The 18,635-nt window shown below is 69.7% G+C and carries 13 protein-coding genes and 1 pseudogene; 7 read left to right on the top strand and 7 right to left on the bottom strand.

Annotated elements, in window-relative coordinates; all coding sequences use genetic code 11:
- Positions 1–65 precede the first annotated feature (65 nt).
- Entirely contained in the window at positions 66–3,239 is a 3,174-nt protein-coding gene (locus NMK44_RS20165; RefSeq protein ID WP_254745051.1) for a nucleotide-binding protein, read from the bottom strand.
- A 264-nt stretch (positions 3,240–3,503) separates the two neighbouring features.
- A pseudogene (locus tag NMK44_RS42890) lies at positions 3,504–3,626 on the bottom strand (SCO5717 family growth-regulating ATPase); the annotation flags it as partial.
- A gap of 716 nt (positions 3,627–4,342) precedes the next feature.
- Here NMK44_RS42890 and NMK44_RS20160 point away from each other — a divergent pair.
- Entirely contained in the window at positions 4,343–5,740 is a 1,398-nt protein-coding gene (locus NMK44_RS20160) for an outer membrane protein assembly factor BamB family protein (protein WP_254745049.1), read from the top strand.
- Positions 5,741–5,810: 70 nt separating this feature from the next.
- Here NMK44_RS20160 and NMK44_RS20155 read toward each other — a convergent pair whose 3' ends face one another.
- The 3 genes from NMK44_RS20155 to eccE form a co-directional block, all read right to left on the bottom strand.
- On the bottom strand, positions 5,811–6,041 hold the full coding sequence (locus NMK44_RS20155) for a DUF397 domain-containing protein (RefSeq protein WP_254745047.1): 231 nt from the start codon (positions 6,039–6,041) through the stop codon (positions 5,811–5,813).
- Positions 6,042–6,184: 143 nt separating this feature from the next.
- Entirely contained in the window at positions 6,185–7,009 is an 825-nt protein-coding gene (locus NMK44_RS20150) for a hypothetical protein (RefSeq protein ID WP_254745045.1), read from the bottom strand.
- Positions 7,009–8,355 (bottom strand): type VII secretion protein EccE, encoded by a 1,347-nt coding sequence (gene eccE, locus NMK44_RS20145; protein ID WP_254745043.1) that lies wholly within the window; start codon positions 8,353–8,355, stop codon positions 7,009–7,011. The genes NMK44_RS20150 and eccE overlap by 1 nt, the downstream gene beginning before the upstream one ends.
- A 182-nt stretch (positions 8,356–8,537) precedes the next feature.
- Here eccE and eccB point away from each other — a divergent pair, with 182 nt between their 5' ends.
- The 6 genes from eccB (at position 8,538) to NMK44_RS20115 (ending at position 15,939) form a co-directional block, all read left to right on the top strand.
- Positions 8,538–10,106, top strand: a complete 1,569-nt coding sequence (eccB, locus tag NMK44_RS20140) for a type VII secretion protein EccB (protein ID WP_254745041.1) — start codon at positions 8,538–8,540, stop codon at positions 10,104–10,106.
- 4 nt (positions 10,107–10,110) lie between these two features.
- Positions 10,111–11,418: a type VII secretion-associated serine protease mycosin gene (gene mycP, locus NMK44_RS20135; RefSeq protein WP_254745039.1), complete on the top strand. Its 1,308-nt coding sequence runs from the start codon at positions 10,111–10,113 to the stop codon at positions 11,416–11,418.
- A gap of 195 nt (positions 11,419–11,613) precedes the next feature.
- Positions 11,614–12,075, top strand: a complete 462-nt coding sequence (locus tag NMK44_RS20130; protein ID WP_254745037.1) for a DUF2563 family protein — start codon at positions 11,614–11,616, stop codon at positions 12,073–12,075.
- Between the two features lie 1,774 nt (positions 12,076–13,849).
- Positions 13,850–15,046, top strand: coding sequence for a type VII secretion-associated serine protease mycosin (gene mycP / locus NMK44_RS20125; protein ID WP_254745035.1), 1,197 nt, complete (start codon positions 13,850–13,852; stop codon positions 15,044–15,046).
- A gap of 117 nt (positions 15,047–15,163) precedes the next feature.
- A complete protein-coding gene (locus NMK44_RS20120) occupies positions 15,164–15,538 on the top strand; it encodes a hypothetical protein (RefSeq protein WP_254745033.1) in 375 nt (124 codons plus the stop codon).
- An 89-nt stretch (positions 15,539–15,627) separates the two neighbouring features.
- The gene (locus NMK44_RS20115) at positions 15,628–15,939 is read left to right on the top strand and encodes a WXG100 family type VII secretion target (protein ID WP_254745031.1); all 312 of its coding nucleotides are present in this window, start codon (positions 15,628–15,630) and stop codon (positions 15,937–15,939) included.
- 70 nt (positions 15,940–16,009) lie between these two features.
- Here the strand turns inward: NMK44_RS20115 and NMK44_RS20110 are convergent, their stop codons facing one another.
- Together NMK44_RS20110 and NMK44_RS20105 are read right to left on the bottom strand one after the other, a co-directional pair.
- Positions 16,010–18,130 carry a hypothetical protein gene (locus NMK44_RS20110; protein ID WP_254745029.1) on the bottom strand — a complete coding sequence of 707 codons (2,121 nt, stop codon included), beginning with the start codon at positions 18,128–18,130 and terminating at the stop codon, positions 16,010–16,012.
- A 21-nt stretch (positions 18,131–18,151) separates the two neighbouring features.
- Positions 18,152–18,634 (bottom strand): hypothetical protein, encoded by a 483-nt coding sequence (locus NMK44_RS20105; RefSeq protein ID WP_254745027.1) that lies wholly within the window; start codon positions 18,632–18,634, stop codon positions 18,152–18,154.
- Between the last annotated feature and the right edge of the window lies 1 nt (position 18,635).

Here is an 18,635-nt window from a genome sequence, read left to right as displayed (position 1 = left end):
GATCGCCCCGCCGGACCGGGATCATCCGGTCCGGCGGGGCGATCGCTTCGTTGCGTCCGCGTCCGCTACTGCTGCGGCCCCGCCGGGGGCTGCTGCTGCCACGGCTGGCCCGGCTGTGCGGGCTGCCCGGACGGCCAGGGCTGTCCGGGCTGTCCGGGCTGGGCCTGGGCCTGCTGGGGCGGCTGTGGCTGCTGCCCCTGCTGTGGCTGCTGCCACCCCTGCTGGGGGCCGGGCTGTCCCGGCCGGCCCTGCTGCGGATAGCCCTGTGGCTGACCGGGCTGCGGATAGCCCGGCTGGGGCTGTCCCGGCTGCGGCTGCCCCTGTGGCTGACCGGGCTGGGGCGCGTACGGCCCCGGGTAGGGCTGCTGCCCCTGGCCCTGCTGCGGACCCGGCTGCTGGCCCTGCCCCTGACCGGGGTACTGCCCCTGCTGACCGTGTGCGGGCATCGGCGGGGCCATCTGCGGCGGCGGGGCGCTGCCACGGTCCGCCGTCCACAGCCCCTGCGCCTGCTGGGCCCGGACGAAGTCCTCGGCGACGAGGGCCGAGAGGTTGAAGTACGCCTCACGGGTCTTCGGCCGCAGCATGTCCAGGTCCACTTCGGCGCCCGCCGACAGGTGCTCGTCGAAGGGCACGACGATCACGCCGCGGCAGCGCGTCTCGAAGTGCGACACGATGTCGTCGACCTTGATCATCTTGCCGGTCTCCCGGACCCCCGAGATCACGGTGAGGCTCCGCGAGACCAGGTCCGAATAGCCGTGTGCGGACAGCCAGTCGAGGGTGGTGCTCGCGCTGCTCGCACCGTCCACCGAGGGGGTGGAGATGATGATCAACTGGTCGGCGAGGTCCAGCACTCCGCGCATCGCGCTGTAGAGCAGACCGGTGCCCGAGTCGGTGAGGATGATCGGGTACTGCTTGCCCAGGACGTCGATGACGCGGCGGTAGTCCTCGTCGTTGAAGGTCGTGGAGACCGCCGGGTCCACGTCGTTGGCGAGGATCTCCAGACCGGACGGGGCCTGCGAGGTGAACCGCCGGATGTCCATGTAGCTGTTGAGGTACGGGATCGCGGTGACCAGGTCGCGGATGGTCGCGCCGGTCTCCCGCCGCACCCGGCGGCCCAGGGTGCCCGCGTCGGGGTTGGCGTCGATCGCGATGACCTTGTCCTGGCGCTCGGTGGCCAGTGTCGCGCCGAGGGCGGTGGTCGTCGTGGTCTTGCCGACGCCGCCCTTGAGGCTGATGACGGCGATGCGGTAGCAGGAGAGCACCGGTGTCCGGATCAGCTCCAGCTTGCGCTGCCGCTCCGCCTCCTCCTTCTTGCCGCCGAACTTGAAGCGCGAGGCGGCGACGTTGTTCTTCTTGGGCTTCTGCTTGCCCCGGATGAGCCGGTCCGACGACAGCTCGACGGCCGCCGTGTAACCGAGGGGCGCCCCCGCGCCGTGGGCGGCCTGGCGCCGCTGGTCCGGTGTGACGACGGGCCAGCCGCCGGTCCGCGGATCGGACGGTGCGCCCGCCCCGGCACCGGAGTTGGCGGCGGCGCCGCCGTCGGGGCGCGGGTAGCCGTAGCCGTCCTGTGCGGGGGGAGCCGCGTCGGGGCGGGGGAAGCCGTAGCCGCCCTGATCCTGCCCCTGGCCCTGGGACGGCCCCTGCGGGCCGGGCTGGGCGTACGGGCCGGGCTGGGCGTACGGGCCGGGCTGGGCGTACGGGCCGGGCTGGCCCTGCTGCGGCTGCTGCCCCTGCTGGGGCGCGGGGGAGGACTGCGGGTAGTTCGGCGGGACGGCGTCCTGGGGCTCCGCCTGCGGACGCGGGAAGCCGTAGCCGCCCTGGGCGGTGGCGGGCGCCGGGGGCTGACCCTGGTGCGGATAGCCGTACGGGGCCGCCTGCGGGGGCTGCGGGTTCTGGGGGATCTGCGGACCGGGAGCGGCCGGGGGCTGGGCGTCGGCGGACGCGGGTGCGCCGCCCTGCGCCTGTCCCTGGCCCTGTCCCGGGAAAGGGCCGGGGCCGGGCTGGCCGGGGCCCGGCTGGGGCCCTGGAGCGGGCTGGACGCCGGGAACAGGCTGACCGGGGCCGGGCCGGCCCGGGAGCGGGCCCGGAGCGCCCTCGCCGGGGCGCGGGTAGCCGTAGCCGCTCTGCGGGGGCGCGGGTGCCGGGACGCCGGGCGCGGGCTGACCCTGCGTACCGGGTACCGGCGGGGCCCAGGCGTTGGCCTGCGGCGGCAGACCGGCGCCGTTCGCGCCACCGGGGCCGTCCGTCCGCTGCTCCGGGAGCGGCGCCGGGGCGGCTCCGCTCTCGGGGGACCACGGGGCGCCCGCGTTCGGCTGCGGGGTGGCGGGCATGGCCGGGGTGCCCGGACCGGCGTCCGCGCTCTGGGGCGCGGCGGGCTGGAAGTCCGGCGGCAGCGGCGGCAGTCCGGCCTGCGGCGCGGACGGCGGCGCCCACGGCGTGGCCGGTGGCTGCCCCGGTGCGGGTGCGTCGGGTGCGGGCGCGCCCTGCGGCGCCGCGCCCTCGGAAATCGCGTCCTGCGGCTCGTCGGCCTCCGCCGCCTCGCTCTCGGCCTTGCGGCGCTCCGCGAAGTCCTGGCGCAGCGCGGCAGTGGAGAACCGCATCGTGCCCTCGCTGCGGACCTCGCCGCCGGTGGGTGCGGGGGCGTCCGTGGCGCCGGAGTCCTGGGTCTCCTGTGCGGGCCGCTCGGCATCGGCTCCCGAGTCGTTCCCGGGAGCGGGGGAGTCCGGGGAGCCCTCGGGGTTCTCGGCGCTCTCGGTGTTCCCCGCGGCGGCGCGCAGTTCGGCCATCTCCGCCCGCAGGGCGGCGGTGGAGAAGCGCAGTGTGCCCTCGCTGCGGATCTCCCCGCCGTCGGTGCTCCCGGTCCCCCCGGCGCTGTCGGAGGTGTCGGCCGGTTCGGCGGTGGCCTGCGGCGCGGCGACCGGCGGCAGCGCGTAGTCGTCGTCCTTCTCCGCGGTGGGCGCGGCCGGTTCGGCGCCGCGGTCCCGGTCCGGCCGCTCGTCCCGCGCGGTGCTCGTCGAACCCTCCGCGCCGAGGTCATCCGTTCCGGTGTCGGCGCGGGGCGGAACTATGGGGTTCGGGGAGACGTCGGGCGCAGCGGGCGGTGTGGTCGGCGCCTCGGGGCGCTCCGCCCCCGTCTCGCCCGGTCCTCCCTCGTCCGCGGCCCGCGTATGCGTCTCACCACCGTGGGGCCCGCCGGCAGCGGCACCGGCGGAGCCGGACGCCGTCGGGTCGGTGCCCATGGGGGCGGAACCGGCGGACAGGGAATCGGGAGACGCGGAAGTGGCGGGCGCGGAATCGGTGGGCGGCGCCGGGGGCGGCGGCCACGACCCGGCGAAACCGTCTGGGTCCGGAACGCCCGGTACCGGCACCGGGTTTACGCTCGGCGCCGGAGGCGGGGGCGCGGCCCCCGCGCCGGCCCCCGTGTCCACCCCGGATCCGAAGGTCCCCCCGGACGTCCCGGTCGGGCCGGGGGCGGGCGGGGCCGGTGACGGCGAAGCGTTCTGCGTGTACCAGGCGGGCGGGGTGTAATCGATGGTGAACTCACCCGTGTGCTCGGTCTCCGCGTCGGACCGATCATCGCCGGGTGTGGTTCCGCCCGTGCGGATCTCGTCCCGATCGCTGCTCACAATGCCTCCTGGTGTGGTCGAACACCCTTGAAATTCTTGGCGAGGCCGATCTCATGCCGATCGTTACTGTCGTCCGACCGTTCGGCTTTCCCCTTTGGTGACGCCGGGGACACCTGATCAGGTTCTCCACCGCGTACACCAAGACTAATCACCATGAGGGCCGCTGTGGCAGGCCCGTCCGGCACTCACGGCTGTCCGATACCTCACCGTGCCTTACCCGGTCGCATACCCGCTCGATCCCGGAGGGAGCCCGGGTGTCCGGTGGTAGAAATAAACCCGCTCGAATGCCGACGGACCCGCCTAAGAGGTGAGTGCTGATGCCGCGGCCGCCCCGACCGCCCCACCGACCACCGGCGGGGGGCTTCGGCCCGCCACCGGAACCGGAGCCCTCCCGGGGCGGTTTCGGTCCCCCTCCGCAGCCGTCCCCGCCGCCCGTCCCGCCTCCGGCCGCCCCGCCCGCGCCGAACGGGCACACCCCGCCCCAGATCTGGCATACCGGGGCACTCCCCGCGAGTCCGCCCCCGGCGCCCGATGTCCCGCCGCCTCCCGGGCCGCCGACGCCCGCTCCCGGTAACCCGTACGCGACGGAACCGTCCGAGCCCGGACCGCTCGGTGCGTACGGCACCTCCCCGGCCGACGGCGGAAGTGACAGCGGCAGCGGTGACGGTAGCGGTGGCGGTGGGAAGGGGAGGCGGAAGGCGATCGTCATCGGCACGGTGCTCGCGGTGCTGCTGGTGGCGGGCGGCGCGGTCCTCGCCGTCCTCGGCGATGGTGACGGCGGAGGCGACGACGGCGAGAAGCCCGCCGCCTCGAGCGGCGCCCCGGCCGGACCCCACGGGAAGAAGCCGACGTCCGGGCCCTCCGCCGGTGGCGACAGCGACCACAAGGCCCCGGAGGACGAGGAGAGCGACCCCGACGACGTCCGGCGGCCGGGTGAGGCCAGGGTGCTCTTCCAGACTCCCGCACCGGACCTCCCCCGGCGCGGTGTCGACGTCCCCGGGTTCTGGGTGCGGAAGGACCATGTCGTCAAAGCCGTTGACGACGAGGTCATCGCGTACCGGAACGACGGCACGCGGAAGTGGTCGCTGCGCCTCCCCGAGGCCGTGTGCGCCGCGCCCGATTCGGCCACGGACGGCAAGGTCGTGATCGCCTACGCCGGCCACCGCAAGGACTCGTGCAGCGGACTCGCTCTCATCGACCTCGACAAGGGCGTCAAGGTCTGGGACCACGACGCCCCCGACGGGGGCCTCTTCGGCGGGGACCACTCGAATCTGGGCATGGCCCAGAGCGGCAATCTGGTCGGCCTGGCCTGGTTCGGCGGCTCCGCCATGGTCAGGGTCGACAACGGCAAGGAGGTCTCACCCGGCAAGCTGAGCCCCGCCTGTTCGGTGGACGGGTACGCGGGCGGCACGGTCCTGCTGCGCGCGTACTCCTGCAACAACGGCACCGCCAAACTCCAGCGGTTCACCCCGGCCGGAAAAATCAAGTGGGCCTATGTCGTCCGCAAGGGCTTCAAGGTCAGCAAGATCTTCTCCAGCCGTCCGGCCGTCGTCGCGCTCAGCGATGAGGACCGCAAGTCCGGTGGGGTACTGGCGATTTCGGACCGCGGCAAGAAGCGTTCCTCGCTCGCCCTGGGCAACCGGTCCTACCAGCCGCAGTGCCGGATGGACCTCTTCGGCACCGACATGGGCGCCTGCCAGGGCGTCGCCGCCACCGCTGACACCCTCTACCTGCCGACCGAGTTGACGCCGGGCGGCGCGGGCCCGACCACCGAGATCCACGCCTTCGACCTGGACAGCGGCAGGAAGAAGTGGGCCCTGAAGGTGAGCGGCCGGATGCTGATGCCACTGGGCACCGACGGGAAGGACCTCATCGTCTACGAACAGCCCACCCTCTCCGGCGGCGGGACGGTCGTGCGCGTCGGCCCCGCGGGCGGCACACCGGGGAAACTGCTCCAGCTGCCCCGGGCCACCCGCACGACGGAGGCCCTCCTGGCCACCGCCACCCGGGTCTACCGGAACGGCCGCTTCTACATCGCCTCGGACCGGATCGCCGGGACCTCGGGGGCGGCCACCTCGGGGGCCGAGAAGCTCCTGATCGCCTCCGGCCGCTGAGCGCCCCCGGCGGGGCGGTAACACCCGGGGGGGCGGACACCGGCCGGTGTCCGCCCCTCCGCCGTACTCCTCAGCGCAGGTCGAACTCGCCGTCCCGCGCGCCCAGGACGAAGGCGCGCCACTCGGCCTCCGTGTAGCGCAGCACCGTCCCGGGATCGGCGGAACTCCTCATCGCCACCGCCCCGTTCGGCAGGTAGGCGATCTCCACCCGGTCCTCTGAGGTGCTGCCAGGCGCACTGAGCCACTCGACATCCGAGATGTCCAGGGCGTACAGCTCGGCCTTCTCTTTGGCGTCAGCCATCGGTGGAGATTCCCTTCACATACCGCGGACATCCGTCCGCCCGACGGTGACAAGTCTGATCCACCCCGCGTGCGGCGGCAATCGAACACGGAGAACCACCGCGACGGAACGCGGAGTGAACCGACGCGGTGTCAGCCGCGGTGTCAGTCCATCCGGCGCGGTCCGCCCAGCAGTCCGGTCTCCACGTCCGTGGGGTGCGTGGCCACGTAGAGCCGCGAGCGGCGGTTGCACCACAGTGTGACGCCGTCCGGCAGGGTGGAGAGCGACTCGACGTCCGTGGCGGGCAGCCCCATGATCTTCCCGACCTGGGTGGCCTCGTCGGGGGAGACCCGCTGCACACCGACCAGGTCGGCGTTCTCCATCAGCCGCGGCGCGACCGGGCTCAGATAGGGCAGCAGCGTCATGACCGACTGCCAGGGGGCGGCGGACACCCGGCCGCGCGGCGGCCTCATGCCCGCGTCACGGATCACCAGCACCGGACTGCCGATCGACGCCCCCTGCGGCGGCACCCGGCCCACGTCGTGGAGGGTGATGCTCTCGTGGCCGCCGTTCGCCGCCTGGGTCAGCGCGGTCCACATCTGACGGCGGCCGGTCTCGACGGTGACCCGCGCGCCCGTGGCCACCGCGCGCAACCCGATGACCTGTGCCGTCCACAACCCGCCGACCAGCAGGATGTTGAACGGCGTCGGCCGGTGCAGACCGAGCACCGCGGGCTGGTCACGGGCGCCGATGCCGATCACCACTCCGTCGTCGCCGATCGGCAGCGCCAGCGCGTCGAACTGCTCCGGGGACAGCTCATGCGGCTGCCGCCGGGGACCGATCAGCCCGAAGCCGCGCCGCATCCTGCGCGGAGCGGGCGCGGCCGCCGGAGCGTCCGGGCCGCCGGGAGCGGGAGCCGGGGCGGAGCCCGGAGCGGGTGCGGGGGTGCCGTAGGGTGCGGGGTTTCCGTAGGTCGTCGGCGTGGCCATCAGTGGGTCCCTCCCAGGGGCAGAGTGGCGAGCACACCGGGCACCTGCTCGCGGTCCAGCCGGACGAGACCGACCCGGGCCCCGCGCGCGGTGCGCTGCAACTCGCGCCGTATCTCCACCAGTTCATCGGCGCTGCGGCCGGTGATCCGCAGATGGCCGCTCACCGTCGGGGCGTGCCGTCCGCCCTGGGTGCCACCGCGGCGCAGGGTCAGGCTGAGCGTCGTGGCCAGCGCGGGCAGCGAGGTCAGCAGCGCGGCGAGCTGCGGGAGCGGGGCCGCACCCGGCCCCATCTGCGGCCAGCGGCCCACCCAGTAGCTGGTGTGCCAGCGGTCGTCGCAGCGCCAGGCGCGGGAGCTCTCCACGGTGCGCCGCGAGAGGGTGTTGGTCTGCCGGGCCTGGGCGGTCGCCACCGGATTGACGCTCGCCGCCGTGGAGATGGCCGCCGTCAGCGCCTCCTCCGTCAGCAGCGTCACCCCGAACCCGGCCCCCTGCAACCGGCTCGCGAGCTGGTCGGCGGTCCGCAGCACACACCGCTGCGCACCCTCCAGACCACCGCCGCGCGCCTCCACGGCCTCCGGGCACAGCTCCGGGTCGAACTTCAACGCCACCCAGGTCAGCCGGGTGGACGGTGCGCCGGTGTGCTCCTGGAGCGGTCCGTAGTTCCGCACCGCCACCGCCTGCGCGGGCAGATGGGGCGCGGGCGCGGTCATCGCGTGCTGTACGACCTGCACCGACTCCAGCAGGATCCCGTCCACGTCCAGGGCGTCGCGCAGCAGCGCGAGCGGCAGCGGGCGCTGGGCGCGCTGCGGCCGCAGCGGCGCGTCCACCGCCTCCACCTGAAGGACGGCGGTCAGGAAGGTGCCGTCACCGACCATGCCCACCGCGCGGCGCTCACGGTCGGTGTAGGTGTACGTCCGCAGGGCGGGTTCGCATTCGACGACCGGAGTGAAGCCCGGGTCGGTGCCCGCGTCGACCGGCTGCGCCGCCCGCCGCCGGCGGCCGCGCAGTGCGAGCGCCGTGCTCAGCCACTCCGGGATGGGCTGCTGGTGGCGGCTGACCACGGCCAGCAGCACCAGCACCACACCGACGACCGCCGCCGGGACGAGCATCAGTTCATCGATGACCCAGGCCACCAGGACGAGAGCCGCAGCCACCTCGACGAGGACCAGCTGCTGCAGCCGCAGCGGGCCGAGGCTGCCGGGCCGGGGGAGCGGACGTGGTGTCACCGAACCCGCCGCGGTGCCCGCGGCCGGGGCAGCCGGAGCGGGGTTCGGCGCACCCGATCCGCTCGGTGTGCGTCGGCCGGACGCGCTCCTCGCGGTACGTGCGCGCGTTGCGGCAGCCATCCCCGTCAGCCCCTTACAGTCCGAAACCTGCCCAGGCGGCTCGGTCGTTGGTCTTCCCCACGTGTGTCCCCGAGCACCATGAGTCAATTGACTACCGGCATAGTAGAGGGTCGGTACGAGACCCGGTCCGAGGGCAGGCCACCTGACTACCGAGGCCGAAAAGCGGGGAGAAGCGGCTAACCATGGCATCACGGCGGGATGAACTCAACGCCTACATCTTTGCGAAGAAGCGGACAGTCGCCGCTTTCTTGCAACCGACACCGAGCGGCACCGAGGAAGGTGCTCCGCGCCCGCTGCGCGCGGTGCTCCCCGGGGTGGTGGTCGGCGCCCTGATCCTCGCCGGATTCGGCGCCTGGGGCATGTTCAAACCGGTGGCCCCCAAGGGCTGGGACGACGTCGCCGCGCACGTCGTCGTCGGCAGTGACTCGACCACCCGCTACGTCGTGCTCAAGACCGACGGGAAGGTCCAGCTCCACCCCGTCCTCAACTTCGCCTCCGCCAAACTGCTGCTCGACCCGGACAAGTCGAGCATCGTCAAGGTGAAGGAGTCGGAACTCGACAACGGCCATATCCCGCGCGGCCCGACGATCGGCATTCCCTACGCCCCGGACCGGCTGCCCCCGGCCGAGGAGGCGATGAAGCAGAAGGAATGGGCGGTCTGCGTCCAGCCGGGCGGAAACGGGAAGACCACTCAGAAGGCCGCCTTCGTCTTCTCCGAGCGCGACCCCAAGCTGAAGAAACTGCACGGCTCGCAGGCGCTGCACGGCGGTCAGGCCCTCTATGCGCAGGGCCAGGACGGCGCGCGTTACCTCGTCGACCCGAAGGGCACCAAGTACCTCATCGGCGGCCCCGACCTCAAGAAGACCGATCCCGACGCCTACAGCCTGCTGCTGCGCACCGTTTTCGACGACGGCGCCACACCGCAGCGGGTGACCAACGACTGGCTGCGCACCTTCCACGACGGCAAGCCCATCACCTTCCCCGAGATCCCGGGCACGATCGGCGCCGACGCCGGGGTGCCCAGCCTCGGGGAGAAGGCCAACAAGGTCGGCATGGTCCTGGAGGTGTCGACCGGCACCGACACCCAGAAGTACGTGGTGCTCCGGGGCAAGGTGCAGCGCGTATCGGATTTCGTCGCCAAGCTGCTGCTCAACAGCAGGGATCTGATCGACACGGGTCAGAAGGGGCATGCGCAGGAGGTGAACGCGGCGACCTTCACCTCGGACGGCGAGGAGTTCTACGGCGCGTACAAGTGGCCCGCGGAAATCCCCGAGCAGGCCAACTCCGTCGACCCCGAGCTCGGCAGCGGCGCCCGTGACACCAGCTGCAGCATCCTGCGCGGTGTCAGCGGAAAGGGCGTTCCCAAGCAGGCCACCTGGGCGGGCCGTGACTTCCCGGCCACCATCCCGGACGGTGCCACCAGCGCCTATGTCACCCCCGGCTCGGGGGTCCTCTACCGCCAGCTCAAGGGTCACCAGGCCAAGGACGGCTTGGTGTTTCTGGTGACCGACACCGGTCTGCGCTACTCCGTGCAGACCAACAACGACAGCGACGCCCGCAAGTCGAAGATCGGCGCCGAAGCGGACGCCGAGTCCGCGGCCGGCGCGGCCCAGCAGGGCACCGAGGAGGCCAAGCAGCGGCTCGGCTACAAGGAGGTCGATCCGGTGCCGGTGCCCGACACCTGGTCCGAGTTCCTGCCCCGTGGGCCGCGGCTGGACAAGAACAGCGCCCGGCAGCCGCAGGGGTCCTGAGGCCATGAGGAATTCCCAGCGACGCGATGGGCGCGTCACCCGATCCCTGGCCCTGACGGCCGCGGTCTCCCTGACGGCACTCTCCGCCGCGAGCGGCCCCCTCGCGCCCTCCCCGGCCGCGGTCATGTCGCTGGCCGGCAACGGCGAGTGCACCTATCCGGCCAAACCCATCAAGGGCACCCCCTGGTCGCTGCAGCGGGTCATGCTCGACCAGCTGTGGCAGGACACCAAGGGCAAGGACAAGGACGGCCGCCCGGTACGGGTCGCGGTCATCGACACCGGCGTGGACAACTCCAACGACCAGTTGAGGGAAGCCGTCGACGCCGGACTCGGCACGGAGGTCCTCCCCCCTCGCAAGAAAAAGAAGAAGGAGGAGGAGGCAGCGGGCGAGGAGGGAATGGAGAAGGGGAAGAAGGGCGACGGCACCGACGACGTGGTCGGCCACGGCACCAAGGTCGCGGGCATCATCGCCGCCCGTCCCCACCCCGATACCGGATTCGTGGGAATCGCCCCCGAAGCGCGGATCATTCCGATTCGCCAGAACGACGAAAAGGGATCCGGGACCACCGACACCATGGCCACCGCGATCGACAAGGCGGTCGCCGCGCATGCCCAGGTCATCAATATCTCCCAGGACACCATCAAGCCGCTCCGAGCCAACAACAAGCTGCAGCAGGCCGTCCGGAATGCCCTGAACGAGGACGTCGTCGTCGTGGCCTCCGCCGGAAACGACGGCGTCGACGGAAAGCTGCGGGAGACGTATCCCGCGGCCTACGACGGTGTCCTCGCCGTGGGCGCCTCGGACCGCAACAACGAACGCGCGGCCTTCTCGCAGTCCGGTGACTTCGTGGACGTGGCGGCGCCCGGCGTCGAAATGGTCTCCACCGTCCCCAAGGGCGGCCAATGCGTCGACAACGGCACCAGCTTCTCCGCCCCCTACGTCGCGGGCGTCGCCGCCCTGATCCGGGCAAAGCATCCCAAGTGGAAGCAGAACCAGGTCGTCGCGCAGATCGAGCAGACCGCCGAGCGTTCCATCAACAACCGTGACTCGAGGGTGGGTTGGGGTGTGGTGGACCCGGTCCGCGCCCTCACCGAGGACGAGGCGCCGATCGACCGCGTCACCCTCGACAAGGGCGCCGACGCCGACGTCGACTCCCCGGACGCCGCCCCCCTGACGGTCGGCGAGACCCCCCAGGAACGCAAGGAACGCCTGGCCACCTATGTCTTCGGGGGCGCCGCCGTCCTCGTCGCGGTCGCCGCGGGCCTCGCGACCGCCCTCAACGAACGGAGGCGCCGCCGGGCCGCGAAATAGGTATGCGTACTCAGGCCCGGATGTGGTCTGCTCGGTAACGTTCGCCGGGGCGGGGGACTGTTACGGAACTGTCGAGTGAACTGCGCTACTTGGGAGTTGGGGTGTCCAGGTCGAGTGGCTAGAGTGGCGTAGGACATCGTTGGTGTCATACGGGGAACGGGGAGGATCACGGTGAGGCCAGTAGAGCCGGGGGATGTGCCCGAGACGCCATTCGGCGCGAGGCTGGTCAAGAAGTCGGAGGCGCTCACCAAGCTCCAGGAGCGGATCGACAAGGTACTGACCGAACTCGAGAAAACGCCGGCCGCGAAGCAGAAGATCGCGGAGCAGTCCATCACCCGGGACGCCTACGGTTCGGGTCCTCAGTTCACATCTGCCGATGACCTGGCCAACCTGTACGAGAAGATCCATACCAACCTGACCACGATGTGGCAGACCTTCAACGACCAGGTCGAAGCGTTCGGTCTGATGGCCCTCCAGGCCGACAAGAACTACATCAACGAGGACTCCGAACAGGCACGTGAACTGCGCCGGGTGCATCAGGCTCGGTTGCGTGAGATCGCGGAACGGACGGAGAAGTACTATCGCGATCCCGACGCTCCCAAGCACGGTGACGGCGGGAAGCATGGGGACAACGAAGTCGAGGACGGCGGCGCGTGAGGGGGAAGAAGTAGATGGCTCCGGGTAAATTTGACGGCCTCAGCCGTGCGGACCTGTTCAACATGATCGCTACCGCGAAGCCGTCCCAGCTGACGGATGTGGGGGCGGCACTGGGTGACGTTTACACGCCACTCAATGAGCTTGCCAACGAGCTCGCAGCCCACGCCCATCGGGTGGAATGGGAAGGTGAGGGCGCGACCGCCTTCAAGAGGTGGAGTGCGCAGCTCGTCAAGCAGACGCGGCTCATGGCCGATTACACCATGTTCGTCGGCTCCAACCTGAGTTTGGCTGGCCAGGGCCTGATCGAAACTCAGAAAGTCATCGACACCCCAGGGAAACTCGAAACCAAAGACCTTTCTCCTGCACAGGAGAAGACGGAGGAGCGCGACCGCCAGGAAGCCCTCAAGGCGATGGACCGGTTGGACTCCTACTACCGGACAGCTCACACGGATATCTCGGCGCTTGAGGCACCGAACTTCCCGACGCTGCCGCCTGGGACCGGCGGTGATGAAATCCGTGACTTCGAGACGCCTGTCGGCGGTGGAGGAAGCGCCGATGGTCCTTCCTCCACGGGGGGAAACGGGGCAACCGTTTCACCGAAGTCGTTCAGCACCGCTAACCACTCGCCCGAGGGCGGGCACGTCACGCCAATCAGCCCCCCTGGCTCCGACCCTGTTGGCTCGGTAGGCGGTGCATTCGCCCCTCCGGTGACGGGTACGAACATCGACTCAACGACGCCCGCACCCCCGGTCGATCGCGTGGACCGGCCGAGCCTTCCTTCGACACCGCCCGTCGGACCGGAGCAGCGCACCCCCGGCCCGGGTCCCTTCCCGACCCCGGGCCCCGTGCTGCCGGCGACCGGTCGTACCCTGCCACCGGGCCGGACCTTGCCTCCGGGGCGTACCGCGCCTCCGGGAACCAATCGCATGCCGAATGTTCCCCCGACTCTGCGGGGCGGACCCCCGACCCCTCCCATTCGAGGGCCCATCGGAACGCCTCCCGGGCCGACGACAGGTGGGCGGCCGATCATCCCACCTCGTGTCGGACCGCGAGACGGCATCACCGGTCTGTCCCGCCCGAACCCCAAGGGACCTGTTCCCCGGCTTCCGCAGAACCCTGTGGTCGGGCAAGAGCGACCCCTGATGGGGCGGAACATGATGGGCGGGGGATACCACCCCGTGAACACCAATCCGACTACGCCTGGAACCACTCCTCCCGGACGACGCCTCGCCTCCGAGCGCGGTGGCATCGTCGACCGCCCGAATGGAAAGGGACCGGCGAACGGTCAGCGCTTGCCGCGGACCACGGTTGTGGGAGAAGAGCGCGGGATGGTGCGTGGTCCGATGGGGACCGGGGCGCATCCGGGCTCGGGGGGCCCGCAGGGTCCCGGTGGCTCGGGTGCCCGGCGTGTCTCCTCCGAGCCGGGAGGGGTCACCGGGAGCCCGCGCGCATCGGGCAAGGGACGGGCCGAGTTCACTCCCGGGGGTTCGGGACTGGTGCGCAATGCCCAGACGCCCGGAGTGATTCCGCCGCGCACCGGGGCACCGCGCCCTGGTGACCGGCAGGACCAGAACGGAACCAGGCCCGACTACCTCCAGGAAGATGAAGAGACCTGGACCGGAGGGCGGCGCGACACCGTCCCGCCGGTGATCGACTGATGCGATAGCTGCTGGTGCAAGGCCGAGGAGAACACTCACCCATGCCATTTCGAAAGTACGGAGCGCCTAGGCGTTCCTTGTCGGTCCTTGCACTTCTGGGGGCCGGTCTTGTGGTCATGAGCGGTCTTGCACCAGTAGCCGTTGCAGAGGACATCAGCTCGAAAGAATGGCACTTGGACGCCATGAGGGCTGAGCAGATGTGGAAGGTGAGCAAAGGGAAGGGTGTGACCGTCGCCGTTATTGACTCGGGGGTCGACGCATCCCTCCCCGAGTTGCGCGGTCAGTTGCTGAAAGGCGCAGACGCTTCCCGTAAGGGCAGGAACCCACATCGAGATTCAAGTGGGCACGGGTCAAACATGGCGGGCCTGATCGCTGGCACGGGAGCAGGTGGCGGCGTCCAAGGCTTGGCGCCGGAAGCCAAGATCTTGCCGATTGCTGCCAAAATGATTGACACGCGAACCGAATCCTCGGGTTCGGTAATGGCGAAGGCTATTCGTTACGCTGTCGATCACGGAGCGCGGGTCCTGAATATTTCACTAGCAGCCCAGGGTCTCCGTGAATACTACGATGCCACTCAATCAGCGGTGAACTACGCCCTCAAGCAGGGGAGTCTGATCTTCGCGGGCACTGGGAACGACGGGGACAAGGGCAATCTTCGTTCTTTCCCCGCGGCGCTTTCTGGCGTTGTGGGGATCGGCGCGATCGACCGCCAGGGCAAAGCCGCCGAGTTTTCGACCACCGGTGATTATGTCGGCTTGACGGCATTCGGTGACCAGATCGCCGAACGCTGCACCGATTCCGAGGGGACGTGCATGTCGGGCGGCACCAGCCAAGCCACCGCCATCGCCTCCGCCTCCGCCGCCCTCATCTGGGCCAAGCACCCCAAGTGGACCAACAACCAGGTCCTCCGGGTCATGATGCAGACGGCAGCAAAGCCGAAGACCGGCGACATCCCGAGCAGCTATGTCGGATACGGATCCGTTCGCCCCCGTAAGGTCCTCCTTGACGGTGAGGGCGATCCGGGTCCGGCCAATACCAATCCGTTGCTCGCCCGTGAGGGCGCAACGAAACCAAACCCCTCCCCTTCTGCGTCTAAGTCCTCGGACGCTGGATCTCAGCAGCAGTCATCCGGTTCCGACTCGGGCAAGCAGGGCGAGCAAGATGCCCAGAAGCCTGATAAGGAGACCAAGGCAAGCGACGGCGACAACGGTGGAAACACCACGCTGTGGATCGCTTTGGGGGCCGGTGCCGCCGTTGTGGTCGGGGGCGCAGCCGCCTTCGCCGTGCTGAGGCGCCGAAATGGCACTTTGTGACGGCTTTGGCAAAGGGCGAGGGGTTGTCAGTACGGCCTACGAAATGTAGGAATTGAACGGTGAGTTGAATCGGAAACCCATCCCGACTCACCAACACTTCATGGGGGAAGGTGGAACATGTCCGGCTCTCAGCGGATTAGTGACGCAGCATTCAAGACGTTCGAGTCCGACCTCGGTCTCGTCAGCCAGGGGCTCTCCACGAACCTGCGCACCCTGATCAACGCCGTCGCCACAGTCGAGTCGGCGTGGACCGGTACGGGTGCCGCGAAGTTCAAGCAGGTGCAGACCTCGTTGAACGAGGACCACGAGGCGCTGCGCCAGTTGATCGTCAGGATCCACGAGGCGGTGGAGCTCACCCACCGGTCCAGCGGTGCGAATGACGGTGAGATCGCCGCCGAGCTGAACAAGATCGACGTGAACGGCGCCAAGGCGGGCGGCAACCTTGGTCACGGCGCGGACGGGCTCTCTCACAGCAAGGTCGACGGGTTCTGATCCGGCCGGGCGCGACACGGGCGCCCGGTACGGGCACGGACACAAAGACTTTGGGCACGATCAAGACTTCATCAGGAATGGGGGCATGAATGTCCGGCGACCCTATGGACATCAAGGTCACGTACAACTCGCTCGATGACACCGCCGGTGACATCGAGCGCGGTGCGGCAGCGGTGCGCAAGCAGATCGACGACATCCTCGCCGCGGTCAAGAAGGTGACCGCCGGCTGGGAGGGCGAGGCGCACGAGATGATGCTGGCCGCCGAGAAGCAGTTCAACGTGCGGGCCAACCACATCGAGACCACCTTGAAGGAGGTCGCGACCAAGGTCCGCAGGGGCAAGATGGACTACCACTCCACGGACAAGAAGAACGCGAATCTCTTCAAAGACATCTCGTTCTGACAGTGGCACCACCCACGAATGGGGTGGACGACCCGTAACGGTCGTCCACCCCATTCGTCTTGGCTGACGGCTACTTGTCCCGGTCGAGGTACACGTACGCCTGGTTACGGCCGTCCTGGTGCGCCCCGTGGCTGTCGTTGATGAGCTCGCGCATCATGTAGTCGCCGGCGTCCGGGCCGTGGCCGTGCTGGCCGCCCCACTGCCAGACGAGGTTGTCCACCTGGCCCCGCCCGACCGTGAAGTTCTGCCGGTTGTCATGGTTCGCGGCCGCGTTCGCCTCGGCGATCTGTTCCTTGGTCCAGTCGTACATCGCGAAGTCGACGAGGCGCAGACCGGCGTCGACAGCCGGGATCGACTTCTCGGGCACGAAGTTGAGGACCGCGCCGATCGACGAGTTGACGTGGTGGTTGACGTCACGCGCCCACTGGACGCCCTTGTCCCGCTTGTCGAAGATGACGTCGGAGCTGATCGCGTCGTACGAGCCGTAGATCGTGGCGGTGTCCTTCACCGCGTGGTTGCGGGCGTCCTCGTTGGCGAAGGGCGTCCTGACCAGCGAGTCCGCCGCGTACTGACGTTCGGCCTGGTACATCGCCGAGTAGGCGGCGGGATCGTCGGCGACGCCCCGCATCAGCCGGATCAGGTGCTCCTGGGAGACGTCCATGTGGACGCCCTTGTCGTCCTTCCAGATATCGCCCTTGTGGAGTTGGGTGTACTCGGGGTTGGTGCCGCCCAGGATCTCGTGGGTGTCCGGTGTGTAGTCCTGGAGCATCCGGCCCAGGCTGCCCCGGAGGTTGGCCGGGGGCGAGTCGCCCTTGTCGCCCTGGTTGAGGATGGTGATGGTGTCCTGCATGACCCGGGCCTCGGCCTCGGTGTGGCCGCCGAGAGCGTGTTTGGAGCCCGGGAGATCGCCGGTGGCGGCTGCTTCGAGGGCGTTGCCCAGACCTATCCGGTTCTCGAAGAGGTCCATGGTGTGGAGGCCGTAGGCGGTCGCGGTGGCCGACTTGGGCCAGTCGCGGTCCTTGAGCAGGTACTGCATGCGCTCGTTCTTGCCGTCCGCGTCCCGCTGGAAGAAGTCGGTGGCCGCGTCGGGCTGCTTGCTCATGATGTCGAGCATGTTGTCGAGCGGATCGGTGGCGATGTCCTTGTGCCCCGCACCCCACTTGGTCCAGATGTCGGGGTGATCCTTCTCGGTGGCGATGATGTCGTCGCCGAGGTCCTTATAGAACTGCTTGCCGTACCCCTTGCCGTGGGTCATCAGGTCCACGAACGACTGGTAGCCGTAGAGGGGGTTGGTCTTGCTGTCGTTGACGCGGTTGTCGCCCATCTCCTTCAGGCCCTTGCGCCAGGAGGCGTAGAAGGAGTCCTGGGGGTTCTTGGTGGCGCTGGCGATGCTCATGGCCATGCCCTGCTGGACGGCGAGGATGTCCTGCTTGGCATCACCATGGGCGAGACCGCTGAGCTTGTAGTTGATCTTGGCGGTCTCCTCGGGGCCCAGTCCCGCGAGGTAGGTCTGGCTGAACGCCTTCTGGTCCTGGTTGTCACGGAAGAGCCGGTGCATCTCCTCCATGTCCTGGGCGCTGAGCTTGCCGTCCTTGGCCAGCTTCTTGGACAGGTCGGTGGCTTCCTTGGCCTCGGCCTTCTCGATGTCGCCCTGGGCGCCGGCGTTGAAGCCGTTCGCCGCGCCGGGCTTGTCGGGGTGCTCGACGGCCGCCTTGAGCGCCAGCTTGGCTCCCTGGTCGGCGTCGTCGACCGCCTTCACGGCCTGGGAGATGCGCTGGTTCCAGGCCGCCACGGTGTCCTTCAGGTCCGGGTCGTGCTGGATGGAGAACTTCTCCTGCTCCGTGCAGTCGCTGAAGTCGTAGCGCGCCAGACCGTCGCCACTGACGGCCATTCCGGCCTTCTTGGCCTCCGCGACCACCGACGTCAGCTCGGAGTGCAGCCGGACGAACTGGTCATGTGCGTCACGCAGCAGGGAGGCGATCGCCCGCGCCTCCTTCGGCGCGGCGAGGAACTGGTCGTAGGTCACGGCCATCGTGGGCAGGGCGACCGAGGCGGCGGCACCGTTCCAGGTTCCGCCGAGGCCGACGGGCCGTACTCCGGAGTTGTAGGACCCCTGGGCTGTCTCGAACTTCTTGGCCGCCTCGTCCCATTGTTTGGCGGCCTTCTCCAGGAGGGTGAAGTCCGTGTTCATGACGTCGTGATATGTGAGCACTTACTTCACCCCGTACTGCGAGATGCCGGACGAATAGGGCGTGTTCGGCGGGTACTTTCCGTCCTGGTCAGGGAGGAGGGGAAGGAACAGACCGCCGTTGGCCTGGTCCTGGAGGAGAAAGGACTTACGGGCCGTGCTGAGTGCCACCTTCTCGGCCGCGAGCCGGTCCTGGAGCGCCTTGACCGATGCGTGCCACCCCTTCAGCGCGTCGGTGATACCGGATCCCGTGGCCCAGTCCTTGAATTCCTTCTGCGCCGTCTCCGAGGCCGTGTCGGGGCATTCGCCGGCGGTCTTCGTCTCGGGCTGGACGTGGTCCTCCAGCGCCTTCACCGCCGCCTTCTTCTTGGAGGACGAGGTGGAGAAGTCGGGAAGCCCGGGAATCAGCGGGCCGGGAGGATCGGTCTGATTGAGCCGCGTATGGACGGTCCGCTGTTCTGCGGCCGCGCTGGCGCGGAGTTCGCCCCACTCTTTGTCGAAGGTCATG

The sequence above is a fragment of the Streptomyces cucumeris genome (genome assembly GCF_024295805.1).
Lineage (GTDB): Bacteria > Actinomycetota > Actinomycetes > Streptomycetales > Streptomycetaceae > Streptomyces > Streptomyces cucumeris.
This window is presented reverse-complemented; position numbering and strand designations above follow the sequence as displayed.

Excerpts from the sequence above, each read along its gene's own strand:
- NMK44_RS20165 (WP_254745051.1), bottom strand. The coding sequence starts at position 3,239 with ATGGGCACCGACCCGACGGCGTCCGGCTCCGCCGGTGCCGCTGCCGGC.
- NMK44_RS20155 (WP_254745047.1), bottom strand. The coding sequence starts at position 6,041 with ATGGCTGACGCCAAAGAGAAGGCCGAGCTGTACGCCCTGGACATCTCG.
- NMK44_RS20150 (WP_254745045.1), bottom strand. The coding sequence starts at position 7,009 with ATGGCCACGCCGACGACCTACGGAAACCCCGCACCCTACGGCACCCCC.
- eccE (WP_254745043.1), bottom strand. The coding sequence starts at position 8,355 with ATGGCTGCCGCAACGCGCGCACGTACCGCGAGGAGCGCGTCCGGCCGA.
- eccB (WP_254745041.1), top strand. The coding sequence starts at position 8,538 with ATGGCATCACGGCGGGATGAACTCAACGCCTACATCTTTGCGAAGAAG.
- mycP (WP_254745039.1), top strand. The coding sequence starts at position 10,111 with ATGAGGAATTCCCAGCGACGCGATGGGCGCGTCACCCGATCCCTGGCC.
- mycP (WP_254745035.1), top strand. The coding sequence starts at position 13,850 with ATGAGCGGTCTTGCACCAGTAGCCGTTGCAGAGGACATCAGCTCGAAA.
- NMK44_RS20120 (WP_254745033.1), top strand. The coding sequence starts at position 15,164 with ATGTCCGGCTCTCAGCGGATTAGTGACGCAGCATTCAAGACGTTCGAG.
- NMK44_RS20115 (WP_254745031.1), top strand. The coding sequence starts at position 15,628 with ATGTCCGGCGACCCTATGGACATCAAGGTCACGTACAACTCGCTCGAT.
- NMK44_RS20110 (WP_254745029.1), bottom strand. The coding sequence starts at position 18,130 with ATGAACACGGACTTCACCCTCCTGGAGAAGGCCGCCAAACAATGGGAC.
- NMK44_RS20105 (WP_254745027.1), bottom strand. The coding sequence starts at position 18,634 with ATGACCTTCGACAAAGAGTGGGGCGAACTCCGCGCCAGCGCGGCCGCA.